The organism is Polaromonas sp. YR568 (genome assembly GCF_943371715.1).
GTDB lineage: Bacteria > Pseudomonadota > Gammaproteobacteria > Burkholderiales > Burkholderiaceae_C > Polaromonas.
Genome location: NZ_CALRVW010000011.1, coordinates 102,598 through 114,416, shown reverse-complemented (window position 1 = coordinate 114,416; position 11,819 = coordinate 102,598). Strand labels below are relative to the sequence as shown.

11 protein-coding genes are annotated in these 11,819 nt (G+C 63.5%); 4 read left to right on the top strand and 7 right to left on the bottom strand.

Annotated elements, in window-relative coordinates:
- Positions 1–44 precede the first annotated feature (44 nt).
- Positions 45–521 carry a peroxiredoxin gene (locus AAG813_RS10385; protein ID WP_096668322.1) on the top strand — a complete coding sequence of 159 codons (477 nt, stop codon included), beginning with the start codon at positions 45–47 and terminating at the stop codon, positions 519–521.
- A 310-nt stretch (positions 522–831) separates the two neighbouring features.
- A complete protein-coding gene (locus AAG813_RS10380) occupies positions 832–2,520 on the top strand; it encodes a PhoH family protein (RefSeq protein ID WP_341914587.1) in 1,689 nt (562 codons plus the stop codon).
- A gap of 38 nt (positions 2,521–2,558) precedes the next feature.
- Here AAG813_RS10380 and AAG813_RS10375 read toward each other — a convergent pair whose 3' ends face one another.
- From AAG813_RS10375 to phaC, 5 genes are all read right to left on the bottom strand, one after another.
- Complete coding sequence (locus AAG813_RS10375; RefSeq protein ID WP_341914585.1) at positions 2,559–3,002, bottom strand: ribonuclease HI family protein; 444 nt, start codon at positions 3,000–3,002, stop codon at positions 2,559–2,561.
- Positions 2,999–4,699 carry a YbaL family putative K(+) efflux transporter gene (gene ybaL, locus AAG813_RS10370; protein WP_341914583.1) on the bottom strand — a complete coding sequence of 567 codons (1,701 nt, stop codon included), beginning with the start codon at positions 4,697–4,699 and terminating at the stop codon, positions 2,999–3,001. Before ybaL ends, AAG813_RS10375 begins: the two co-directional genes overlap by 4 nt.
- 175 nt (positions 4,700–4,874) lie before the next feature.
- Positions 4,875–5,612, bottom strand: a complete 738-nt coding sequence (gene phbB / locus AAG813_RS10365; protein WP_341914581.1) for an acetoacetyl-CoA reductase — start codon at positions 5,610–5,612, stop codon at positions 4,875–4,877.
- Between the two features lie 135 nt (positions 5,613–5,747).
- On the bottom strand, positions 5,748–6,926 hold the full coding sequence (locus AAG813_RS10360) for an acetyl-CoA C-acetyltransferase (RefSeq protein WP_341914579.1): 1,179 nt from the start codon (positions 6,924–6,926) through the stop codon (positions 5,748–5,750).
- Between the two features lie 123 nt (positions 6,927–7,049).
- The gene (phaC, locus tag AAG813_RS10355) at positions 7,050–8,798 is read right to left on the bottom strand and encodes a class I poly(R)-hydroxyalkanoic acid synthase (protein WP_341914577.1); all 1,749 of its coding nucleotides are present in this window, start codon (positions 8,796–8,798) and stop codon (positions 7,050–7,052) included.
- A 125-nt stretch (positions 8,799–8,923) separates the two neighbouring features.
- On the opposite strand from phaC, the gene AAG813_RS10350 reads away from it, so the two are divergent.
- A complete protein-coding gene (locus tag AAG813_RS10350; RefSeq protein ID WP_341914575.1) occupies positions 8,924–9,247 on the top strand; it encodes a hypothetical protein in 324 nt (107 codons plus the stop codon).
- Here the strand turns inward: AAG813_RS10350 and pgeF are convergent.
- Both pgeF and maiA read right to left on the bottom strand, forming a co-directional pair.
- Complete coding sequence (pgeF, locus tag AAG813_RS10345; RefSeq protein ID WP_341914573.1) at positions 9,155–9,958, bottom strand: peptidoglycan editing factor PgeF; 804 nt, start codon at positions 9,956–9,958, stop codon at positions 9,155–9,157. The two genes, AAG813_RS10350 and pgeF, sit on opposite strands and share 93 nt — an antisense overlap.
- 12 nt (positions 9,959–9,970) lie before the next feature.
- Entirely contained in the window at positions 9,971–10,609 is a 639-nt protein-coding gene (gene maiA, locus AAG813_RS10340) for a maleylacetoacetate isomerase (protein ID WP_341914571.1), read from the bottom strand.
- A 142-nt stretch (positions 10,610–10,751) separates the two neighbouring features.
- On the opposite strand from maiA, the gene AAG813_RS10335 reads away from it, so the two are divergent.
- Positions 10,752–11,786 (top strand): NADP-dependent oxidoreductase, encoded by a 1,035-nt coding sequence (locus tag AAG813_RS10335; protein ID WP_341914569.1) that lies wholly within the window; start codon positions 10,752–10,754, stop codon positions 11,784–11,786.
- The last annotated feature ends 33 nt before the right edge of the window (positions 11,787–11,819 follow it).

Here is an 11,819-nt window from a genome sequence, read left to right as displayed (position 1 = left end):
GCCAACGACTTATCACAATTACTTTTGTCAGGGGTCCACGCAGTATGGCAGTCGTCGTCAACAAACCACTCCCGGAATTTGAAGCCAACGCCACAAGCGGCGTCAAAGTCTCCAACCAAACCCACCTGGGTCATGTGGTGGTCCTGTATTTTTACCCCAAGGACAATACCCCCGGCTGTACCACCGAGGCCATGCAGTTCCGCGATCGCTACAAGGATTTCGTCAAGGCCGGCGCCACCGTGTTCGGTGTCTCGCGCGACAACATGAAGTCACACGATGAATTCAAGGCCAAACTGGAGTTGCCCTTCGAGCTGATTGCTGATACCGAAGAAAAAATGTGCCACATGTTCGGCGTGGTCAAGAACAAGATCATGTACGGCAAAAAGGTCAAGGGCATCGAGCGCAGCACCTTCCTCGTGGGCGCCGACGGCATGCTGAAGGAAGAATGGCGCGGGCTGAAAGTGCCCGGCCATGTGGACGACGTGCTCAAGGCCGTCAAGGCACTGAAAAAAGCGGCCTGAAAACACCGCGAAAAAGTCGCTTCAACAGCTTGTGTTCCCGTAACGGGAGTCGTGTATAGTGACTTCATGCTGTTGACCTTAGCGACTGCGCCCACCGAAAAAGCCGCCCTGGCCTCCAGGCGGCTTTTTCGCTTTTTGAACCTTGGGAGACCTCTTGAAATTCGATTGTCGGGATGCAGGGCGAGGCGCACGGAGCGCAGGAACCGGAATGCACTTGGGTGCACGAGGATTCCGGGCACCGCGCAACGCTGCCATGCGCCCGAGAATCGGATTTACAGACGTCTCCTTAACACTGTGAGCTTCAAGCACCATGCCCTTGCCACCCGCCCCGACCAAACGTGCCGCCTTGCTCTCAGCCGAAGCCCTGGAAACGCCGGTCCGTACGCACGCCAGGACGACGCGCAAGACGGAGCAGGCCGGACCGGCGCACAAAACGGCAGCACTGGACCTGTTCGATAGCCGTTCCGGCGGGGGCGAAGCAAAGCATCCGGCCGCCTATCTGCCCAAGGAGCCAGCGCGCCAGGCTAAAGACACCGACAGTTACCACAAGGAACCGCAGGCGGCCGTCCGTCCGGAGCCCGCCGCCAAGCCCAGGAAGCCCAAGCACACCGGCCCGGCCAAGCTGTTCGTGCTAGACACCAATGTGCTGATGCACGACCCGATGTGCCTGTTCCGCTTTGAGGAACACGACATCTTTTTGCCCATGATCGTGCTTGAAGAGCTCGACGGCCACAAAAAGGGCATGACCGAAGTGGCGCGCAACGCACGCCAGACCAGCCGCACGCTGGATGCGCTGGCCGGTGCCAACGGTGCAGACATCGCCAAGGGCCTCAAACTCGACACCACCGGGCACAAGGAAGCCGGCGGCTGCCTGTTCTTCCAGACGAAGGTGCTGGACTATTCGCTGCCGATGAGCCTGCCACAGGGCAAGGCCGACAACCAGATCCTCGGCGTGGTGGAAGCCCTGCGCAAGGACTATGCGCCGCGCGAGGTGGTGCTGGTGTCCAAGGACATCAACATGCGCGTCAAGGCCCGGGCCCTGGGCCTGGCCACCGACGACTACCAGAACGACAAGACGCTGGAAGACGGCGACATGCTGTACGCCGGCTCGCTGGCCCTGCCGGCCGACTTCTGGACGCGCCAGAGCAAGACCATCGAAAGCTGGCAGCAAGGCAGCCACACTTTCTACCGCATCACCGGTCCCATCGTCGGCAGCCTGCTGATCAACCAGTTCGTGTTTTTCGAGGCCCCCGGCGAGCCGCCGCTGTACGCCCGCGTCACCGAAATCCGCGCCAAGACCGCGGTGCTGAAAACACTGAAGGACTACACCCACCTGAAGAATGCGGTCTGGGGCATCACCACGCGCAACCGCGAGCAGAACTTCGCGATGAACCTGCTGATGGACCCCGAGGTCGACTTCGTGACCTTGGCCGGCACGGCCGGCACCGGCAAGACGCTGATGGCCCTGGCCAGCGGCCTGACGCAGGTGCTGGACGACCGCCGCTACACCGAGATCATCATGACCCGCGCGACGGTTTCCGTCGGTGAAGACATCGGTTTCCTGCCGGGCACCGAGGAAGAAAAAATGGGCCCCTGGATGGGCGCGCTCGACGACAACCTCGAAGTGCTGGGCAAAAACGACAGCGGCTCCGGCGAATGGGGCCGCGCGGCCACCAACGAACTGATCCGCTCGCGCATCAAGGTCAAGAGCATGAACTTCATGCGCGGCCGCACCTTCCTGAACAAGTACGTGATCATCGACGAGGCGCAAAACCTGACGCCCAAGCAGATGAAAACGCTGATCACCCGCGCCGGACCGGGCACCAAGATCATCTGCATGGGCAACCTCGCACAGATCGACACGCCTTACCTGACCGAAGGGTCGTCCGGCATGACCTACGCCGTGGACCGCTTCAAGGGCTGGCCGCACGGCGGGCACATCACGCTGGCGCGCGGCGAACGTTCACGCCTGGCAGATTTCGCCAGCGAGGTGCTCTGACACCAGCGCATGGGGGCGCTCGGTCTGGGAGTCCGGACCTAACGCCGCCCCTTCTTTTTTAGCGTCGCCAGCGTTTTTGGCAGGAGACCCAGGGCAGCGCGGGCCAGCGCATCGGCCTCGCCGTTGCGGTGCCGCGGTATCCAGTGCAGCGAGGTGTGGCTGAAGGTCGCCAGCAAGGCACCCACCTCTTCATACACCGCAGCCAGCCGGAGCACAGGGGGCACATTCGCCGCGCCCAGTTGCGCCACCAGCAAGCTGCTGTCGCTGTAAATCTGCAGCGCCGTTGCTCCGCGCGCCTGCGCGTCGCGCAGCGCCGCCATCAGCGCCCTCGCCTCCGCCTCGTTGTTGCAGCCGCGCGCATCAGTTACTGTGGAGAGCACATGCCGCGTGCCGTCCGGCGCGACGAGAACCGCACCCAAGCCCATGCGACCCGGGTTGGGTACCGCGCTGCCGTCGCAGTAAATGGTCCAGGACGGGGTCACGTGTGACGTTGCGCGAGAGCCGACTGCTCCAGCACATACCGCATCATCGACTGCGCCAGTTCTTCCTCACCCAGGAAAATCTTGCCTGCGTGTTCGCTCTCCAGCAGTTTCGCCTCGGCCTCGCTGTGCGTGCGCACCACGATTTCGATCTCGGGGTTCAGCGTGCGTGCGGTGTTGACCATCTGCCGCACGTTCAGGGTGTCGGGCGTGGCGATCACCAGCATGCGGGCGTTGGCGATGTGGGCCTGCACCAGCACCACCGGTTCCGCCGCATCGCCCGACACGGCCATCAGGCCTTCTGAGCGCAGTCTTTCGACCACCTCGCGGTTCTGTTCGACCACCACATAGGGAAGCTGGCTGGCCGTCAAGGCCTCTGCGATACGCCGCCCCACCCGGCCGTAACCGACCAGCACCACCTGGCGTGACAGGTATTTTTCTTCGGTACTGGCGGGCAGTTCGGCCGTTGGATCGTCACGCGCCTCAAGTTTCCGGGCCAGTGGCGACTTGGCAAGAATCCATTGCTGCAGCGGCTCGACCGCCTTGAACACCAGCTGGTTCAGCGCGATGGAGATCAACGCGCCGGCCAGCACCAGACTCTGGCCCTCGGGGGGCAGCAAACCCAGCGAGGCCCCCATGGCCACAAGAATGAAGGAAAACTCGCCGATCTGCGCCAGGCTGGCCGAGACCGTGAGCGCGGTGTTGAGCGGATAACGAAAGGCCAGCACCAGCGCCGCGGCGGCCAGGGACTTGCCGACCACGATGATGGCGACCACGGCCAGCACCTGCAGCGGCCGCTCGACGATGACCCAGGGATCGAACAACATGCCGACCGAGACAAAAAACAGCACGGCAAACGCATCACGCAGCGGCAATGATTCTTCCGCGGCGCGGTGGCTGAACTCGGACTCGCGCATCACCATGCCGGCGAAAAAAGCACCGAGTGCAAACGACACACCGAACAGCGCCGTCGCGCCAAAGGCGATACCGACGGCCGCAGACACCACACACAGGGTGAACAGCTCGCGCGAGCCGGTGCGCTGCACCTGCCAGAGTACCCAGGGGAAAAAGCGGCGCCCGACCACCAGCATCAGCGCGACAAAGCCGCCGACCTGCAGCAGCGTGAGGCCCAGCGTCTTCCACAGCGAATCGACGTCGGCTTCACCCCGGCCTGACAGCCACTCCGCCAGCGGCGGCAGCAACACCAGCACCAGCACCATGGCCAGGTCCTCGACCACCAGCCAGCCGACGGCGATGCGGCCGTTGGCCGTGTCCAGCACGCCGCGGGGCTCCAGTGCGCGCAGCAGCACCACGGTGCTCGCGACCGACAGCGACAGGCCGAACACCAGCGCGCCGCCCAGGTTCCAGCCCCACCAGTGCGCCAGGCCCATGCCCAGCGCGGTGGCGACCGTCATCTGCACGACGGCACCGGGCACGGCGATCTTGCGCACCGCCAGCAGGTCATCGAGTGAGAAGTGCAGGCCCACACCGAACATCAGCAGCATCACGCCGATCTCGGCGAGCTGGCTCGCAATCGCGGCATCGGCCACGAAGCCGGGCGTGAAAGGACCGATCACCACCCCGGCCAGCAGATAGCCGACCAGCGAGGGCAGCTTCAGGCGCGCGGCGATAAAACCGAAGATCAAGGCCAGGCCCAGACCGGCGGCGATCGTGCTGATGAGGGAGACGCTGTGCGGCATGCGAGAGGGGTTCCTTCAGAGAGTGACGGTGAGGGACCCTGCGTGGACGCTTGCCGAAACTAGCGCCTGCCGCAGAACGTGATGAAGTAAATGGCTTTCCAGCCCGAATTCATTATAAAAACAGAAAATAAAAAACCCGCCGAGGCGGGTTCTTTGGAACATTGATGCCTGCGCCTCAACCCATGTGCAACCCACCATTGAGCGAGAAGTCCGCGCCGGTGGCGTAGCCGCCTTCGTCGGACGCAATCCACGAAATGATGGAGGCGATTTCTTCCGGGGTGCCCAAGCGCTTGGCGGGCACACCGGCGACGATTTTCTCGAGCACGTCGGGGCGGATGGCCTTGACCATGTCGGTGCCGATGTAGCCCGGGCTCACCGTGTTGACGGTCACGCCCTTGGCCGCCACCTCTTGCGCCAGCGCCATGGTGAAGCCGTGCAGGCCGGCTTTGGCGGTGGAGTAGTTGACCTGGCCGAACTGGCCCTTCTGTCCGTTGACCGACGAGATGTTGATGACGCGGCCGAAACCGGCTTCGATCATGCCTTCGATCACCTGCTTGGTGACATTGAACATGCTGTCGAGGTTGGTGGAGATCACCGCGTCCCAGTCGGCCTTGCTCATCTTGCGGAACTGGCCGTCGCGCGTGATGCCGGCGTTGTTCACCAACACGCTGACCGGACCATGCTCGGCCTTGACCTTGTCGAAGGCCGCGACGGTGGAGTCCCAGTCGCCGACATTGCCGACCGAGGTGTAGAAGGTGTAGCCGAGCGCTTTCTGCTCGTCTATCCATTTGGTGAAGTCACGCGTCGGGCCGCAACCGGCCACCACGGTGAAACCGTCCTTGTGCAGGCGCTGGCAGATGGCGGTTCCGATGCCGCCCATGCCGCCTGTCACGTATGCAATTCTTTTTGCCATGTCTTGCTCCTTTATTTATCAATGTTCAACGTCGTGGGTAAAACCGGATGGCCTGGGCGCCGGCTCTGAACCGCTATCAAATAAATAGCTGACAGCGCACAGGCGGCAAGGGCCACGACCTGTTGTAACCCATATTTAGCGTTCCAGTGTGAGGGCAACCCCCATGCCGCCACCAATACACAGGCTGGCAATGCCTTTTTTGGCATCACGCCTGACCATTTCGTGGATCAGCGTGACCAGAATGCGGCAACCGGATGCACCAATCGGGTGACCGATGGCGATGGCACCGCCGTTGACATTGACCTTGCTGGTGTCCCAGCCCATTTCCTTGTTGACGGCGCAGGCCTGCGCCGCGAAGGCTTCGTTGATCTCCAGCAGGTCCAGGTCCTGCGCCTTCCAGCCAGCGCGCTGCAAGGCCTTGGTCGATGCCGGGACCGGGCCCATGCCCATGAACGCGGGATCGAGCCCGCTGGTGGCGTAGCTGGCGATGCGGGCCAGGGGTTTGAGGCCTAGCGCCGCGGCCTTCTTCGCGGTCATTACCATCACGGCGGCGGCGCCGTCGTTGATGCCCGAGGCATTGCCGGCGGTCACGCCGCCGGCCTTGTCAAACGCGGGTCGCAGGCCAGCCAGGCCTTCGGCGCTGCTCTTGCGGTTGATGAACTCGTCGGCCGCAAAGACGACGGCGTCGCCCTTTTTCTGCGGAATGGAAAACGGCACGATTTCGTCCTTGAACTTGCCGGCGTCCTGCGCGGCCATGGCCTTGGTCTGGCTGGCCAGCGCGAGTTCGTCCTGCATCTCGCGGCTGATGCTGTATTTCTTGGCGACGTTCTCGGCGGTGATGCCCATGTGGTACTGGTTGTAGACGTCCCACAGGCCGTCGACGATCATGGAGTCGATCATCTTCCAGTCGCCCATGCGCTGGCCTTCGCGCGAGCCGTTGAGCACGTGCGGTGCGGCGCTCATGTTCTCCTGGCCGCCGGCAATCACGATCTCGCTGTCGCCGGTAGCCACCGCCTGCGCGGCCAGCATCACGGCCTTCAGGCCGGAGCCGCAGACGGCGTTGATGGTCAGGCCGGGGATGCCGTGCGGAAAGCCCGCTTTCACCACGCTCTGGCGCGCCGGGTTCTGCCCCACGCCGGCCGCCAGCACCTGGCCCAGGATGACTTCGCCGATGAGGTCGGTTGACAGGCCGGCGCGCTCGGCCACCGCCTTGATGACGGCCGCGCCGAGTTCGGTCGCGGGGATTTTGGCCAGGCTACCGCCGAACTTGCCGACGGCGGTGCGGGCCGCTGAAACGATGACGATGTCTTCCATGATGTGTCTTTCCAATTGACCCCAGCGATCCGTCATTGCGGGCTTGACCCGCAATCCATGCCGGTGTGCTGTTTCATCCGGCGCATGGATCCCGGGTCAAGCCCGGGATGACAAGGTTTCCATTCAGGCTTTCACTTTGACATAACGGCCCGGCGCCGGTTCGATGGCCTTGTACTTGCGGCTGCCGTAGGCTTTCGGGGCGGCGATCCGCTTGCCGGCGTGGCCCTGGAGCCAGTCCGACCAGTCGGTCCACCAGCTGCCTGGGTGTTCGGTTGCCCCCTGAAGCCAATCGGCCTGGCGGGCCGGAAATTTGCCTTGCGGCAGTTTGTCGTTGGTCCAGTAGCTGCGTTTTTTCTTGGCAGGCGGGTTGATCACGCCGGCGATGTGGCCCGAGGCGCCCATGACAAAACGCTTCTTGCCCGGCAGCAGCTGCGTTGAGGCATAAGCCCCGCCTATGGGCACGATGTGGTCTTCGCGCGAGCCGTAGATGTAGACCGGCATGTCCAGCTTGCCGAGGTCCACTTTCTGGCCGCACACGGTGAGCTTGCCGGGCTGGGCCAGCTTGTTCTCGAAGTAGGTATTGCGCAAATACCAGGCGTAAAACGGCCCCGGCAGGTTGGTCGAGTCGCTGTTCCAGTAAAGCAGGTCAAACGGCGGCGGAGTCTCGCCCTTGAGGTAGTTACCGACCACGTAGTTCCACACCAGGTCATTCGGGCGAAGAAAGCTGAAGGTGGATGCCAGGTCCTGGCCCTTGAGCAGCCCGCCCTTGCCCATCTGCATCTCGCGGTACTTGACCGACTGCTCGTCGATGAAGATGTCCAGGATGCCGGTGTCGCTGAAGTCCAGCAGCGAGGTCAGAAAGGTGGCGCTGGCCACCGGCTTTTCGCCACGCGCAGCCAGCACCGCCAGCGCCGTGGCCAGAATCGTGCCGCCGACACAAAAGCCCAGCGCATTGATGGTTTTGGCGCCAGTGATGTCCTGCACCACCTCGATCGCCTGGATGGCCGCGTTCTCGATGTAGTCGTCCCAGGTTTTTTCGGCCATGGACTCGTCGGGGTTGCGCCAGCTGACGACAAAGGTGCGGTGACCCTGGGCCACGGCATAACGGATCAGCGAGTTCTCGGGCTGCAGGTCGAGGATGTAGAACTTGTTGATGCAGGGCGGCACCAGCAGAAAGGGCCGCTCGTACACGGTGGCGGTCAGCGGCTTGTACTCGAGCAGCTGGAAAAATTCGTTTTCGAACACCACCGCACCCTCGGTGGTGGCGACGTTTTTGCCGACCTCGAACACGCTCTCGTCGGTCATGGATACATGGCCCTGTTGCATGTCGCTGAGCAGGTTCTGCAGTCCCTGGGCGATGCTGGCGCCTTGGGTGTCGATGGCCTTTTTCTGCGCCTCGGCGTTGAGTGCCAGAAAGTTGCTGGGGGCCGATGCCGCCATCGCCTGCTCGACTGCAAAACGCACCCGGGCACGGGTTTTTTCGTCGCCCTGCACCGCTTCGGCCAGCCCCATCAGGGTGCGGGCATTGAGCAGGTAGGCGGCCGCAGAAAACCGGGCCACGGGGTTGCTGCGCCAGGCTTCCGCCGAGAAGCGCCGGTCGGCCGGCGGGCTGGCATCGGCATCCGATTGCAGGCCGCTGTTCCACAGGGTGCTGATGTCGTTGAGGTAGGTCTGCTGCAGTTCCTGCAGTTTGGCCGGGTCGAACTGCAAGGGCGGCGGCGGCGCCGGCATGTCTGTCATGCCAAGGGGAACAAAGCCGGGCGCAGTCCCCAAGCCGGCGCCGGCCATGGCGCCCATGACCTGCTGCAGTCCGTGGGCAAAGGTCTCTTGCATCTGCTGGGCCGCTTGCGCGAGGTTTGCGTCAGAATTCATGCTTGTCTCACCGATCTGCCGACCGGTTCTTGTTGTGCGCTCTTTACCGAGCTGTTGGGCCCACGGCGGGTCGTCTCTAGTATCGTGGAAAACCTTTCTCTGCTCATGACGCACCACAAAGTTTTATGTATTTAATCGTCATCGCCTGGATCTACGTGGTGCTCATGATGAGCGTTGCTGAAGCCACCCATTCCACCGGCACGCTGCTGGGTGCCCTCGTCACCTTTGTACTCTACGGTGTGGGGCCTGTGGCATTGGTGGTTTACCTGATGCGCGCGCCGGCCAGGCGCAAGGCCATCAAGGCGCGCGAAGCAGCCGAAGCCGCCGCGGTGGCGCCCGATTTGTCAGCAACGGATTCAGTCACGCCAGATGCAGGCAGCCATGCGGCCGGTGGTGTGAAACCCGTTGCCGCCGGGGCCGGCATCGCGCCGGTGCGAAAAGAACCTTGAGGCATTGCCTACCGTGCACCAGGGTGGTGTGCCGTCGTTGCCGTAAATCTGCGTGACGCCCAGAACCTGCAGACGCAGGCGGGCGAGACCGGCCAGATCGGCAAGGTATTTGCCCGCTGCCACGGCCGTGAAGCACGCTGCGGCCCGTGGATCACCTTCGACAAACGCAGCCCTCACCTCCGCACCCACCTCGAACGCGGTCGGGCCAATGCAGGGGCCCAACCACGCTATTGTATTGATAGCTGCTTGCGCCCGCCCTGATTGGGCTAGAGCCCTAAAATCTTCAAAAGTTTGTTCAAGAATACCCTTCCCCTGCTGACCGGCCAGTCCGCGCCAGCCGGCGTGGGCGGCGGCCACCGCCGAACCATCGGAATGGGCAAACAGCACCGGCAGGCAGTCGGCCACCATGACGGTGCACGCGAGACCGCGCTGCGAGCTCATGGCAGCGTCGGCCACCAGACCCTGCGGTGTTTCACCGTCCAGCAGAAGCACCGCTGTGCCATGCACCTGCTGCAGGAACACCGGCTTCGCGCCTATGGCCTGGCCGAGCAGGGCCCGGTTGGCGGCCACCCGCTCCGGTACATCGCCGACGTGGTCGCCAAGGTTCATGCTGTCCCAGGGAGTGACGGACACACCTCCCTGCCGGGTGGTGAAAACCGCGCGCACGCCGGGCGGCGCGGACCAGTCGGGCGTCAGCCAGTCAGGGTGCAAGATAGCTCGCGATCAGGGCTCGTTGTCGGGGCAGGCGGAGGGCTGGGCTTTCTGGAAAGCCGGCAGCGCCATGCAGGCGTCGAACGCCGCCATCGTGCGGCCCAGGCCATCCAGGTTCACGTTGAAGCGTTTCGCGTTGAAGATCTGCGGCACCAGGCAGCAGTCGGCCAGGGTGGGCGTCTCGCCATAACAATAGGTCGAAGCCGGCAAGAGGGCCAGCTGGCGCTCGAAAGCTTCCAGCCCTTCGCGGCACCAGTGGCGGTACCAGGCGTTTTTGGCCTCTTCATCGACCTTGAGCTCGCGCACCAGGTACTTGAGCACACGCAGGTTGTTGATCGGGTGGATCTCGCAGGCAATCGACTGCGCCAGCGCGCGCACCTTCGCGCGGCCCAATGCATCGGCCGGCAGCAGCGCCGGCGCCGGGTGTTTTTCATCGAGGTATTCGATGATGGCCATGGACTGCGAGAGTTTTTCGCCATCCACTTCCAGCAGCGGCACCAGGGTGTCGGCCGACAGCGCGGCGTAGGCCTCTTTTTTGTGGTCGCCCCGGGCAATGTGGACGGGAATGTATTCGTAGCGCAAACCCTTGAGTTCAAGCGCAATACGCACGCGGAAGGACGCGGAAGAGCGGAAGTAGTTGTGGAGTTTCATGGCTGAAAGCATAACCCCAGAAGGGGAACGGAGCAGAGCCGACGCCGCATGGCCCACGGCGCGAATCGCCTGCGCGACTGACGCGCGGGCGAGCCGCCACTACCATCGCCTTTTTCCTGCCCGCCACTTCCCGGAGACACCCATGAGCGCCATCACTTCCCTGACCAACCACCAGGTCCGCCTGGCCAGTCGACCGGTCGGCCTGCCGACCCGTGACAACTGGAGTTTCACCACCGAGCCGGTCGCCGAGCCCGGTCCCGGCGGCGTTCTCGTCAAAACCCTGTACCTGTCGCTGGACCCGGCCATGCGCGGCTGGATGAACGAGGGCAAAAGCTACATCCCGCCGGTGGAAATCGGTGCGGTCATGCGTGCCGGCGGCGTCGGCAAGGTGATCGCCTCGAACAACCCGGCCTTTGCCGTGGGCGACTATGTCAATGCCGGGCTGGACGTGCAGGAGTACTGCCTGATTCCCGAAGCGCAGATCAAGCGCAGCGGCATGTTCAAGATCGACCCGCGCCTGGGCCTGACCTCCTGGCTCAACGTGCTGGGCATGCCCGGCATGACCGGCTACTTCGGCCTGATGGACGTGGGCCAGCCGAAAGCCGGCGAAACCGTGGTGGTGTCGGGTGCGGCCGGTGCCGTCGGCCAGACCGTTGGCCAGATCGCCAAGCTCAAGGGCTGCCGCGTGGTCGGCATTGCCGGCGGCAAGGCCAAGTGCGACTGGGTGGTCAAGGAACTCGGCTTCGACGCCTGCATCGACTACAAGGCCGGCGATGTGAAAGCCGGGCTGAAGGAACATTGCCCGAAAGGCGTGGATATCTATTTCGACAATGTCGGCGGCGACATTCTGGACGCGGTGCTGACGCGCATCACGCGCGGCGCCCGCATCATCATCTGCGGCGCCATCAGCCAGTACAACAACACCACGCCAGTCAAAGGGCCGGCCAATTACCTGTCGCTGCTGGTCAACCGTGCGCGCATGGAAGGCATTGTGGTGTTCGACTACGCCGATCGCTATCCGCAGGCGATCGCAGAGATGGCCGGCTACCTGAAGGACGGCACCATGAAAAGCAAGGAAGACGTGGTGGACGGGCTGGAGAACTTCCCCGAGACCCTGCTCAAGCTCTTCAACGGCGAGAACTTCGGCAAGCTGGTGCTGCAGGTCGCGAAGGAATAGCGCTGCCTCGGGTTAGCTTTTGGATGTCATCCC

Bases quoted from the DNA above. Each gene is read 5' to 3' on its own strand.
- maiA (WP_341914571.1), bottom strand. From the start codon at position 10,609: ATGAAACTCCACAACTACTTCCGCTCTTCCGCGTCCTTCCGCGTGCGT.
- phaC (WP_341914577.1), bottom strand. From the start codon at position 8,798: ATGAATTCTGACGCAAACCTCGCGCAAGCGGCCCAGCAGATGCAAGAG.
- AAG813_RS10385 (WP_096668322.1), top strand. From the start codon at position 45: ATGGCAGTCGTCGTCAACAAACCACTCCCGGAATTTGAAGCCAACGCC.
- AAG813_RS10360 (WP_341914579.1), bottom strand. From the start codon at position 6,926: ATGGAAGACATCGTCATCGTTTCAGCGGCCCGCACCGCCGTCGGCAAG.
- phbB (WP_341914581.1), bottom strand. From the start codon at position 5,612: ATGGCAAAAAGAATTGCATACGTGACAGGCGGCATGGGCGGCATCGGA.
- AAG813_RS10380 (WP_341914587.1), top strand. From the start codon at position 832: ATGCCCTTGCCACCCGCCCCGACCAAACGTGCCGCCTTGCTCTCAGCC.
- AAG813_RS10350 (WP_341914575.1), top strand. From the start codon at position 8,924: ATGTATTTAATCGTCATCGCCTGGATCTACGTGGTGCTCATGATGAGC.
- AAG813_RS10335 (WP_341914569.1), top strand. From the start codon at position 10,752: ATGAGCGCCATCACTTCCCTGACCAACCACCAGGTCCGCCTGGCCAGT.
- ybaL (WP_341914583.1), bottom strand. From the start codon at position 4,699: ATGCCGCACAGCGTCTCCCTCATCAGCACGATCGCCGCCGGTCTGGGC.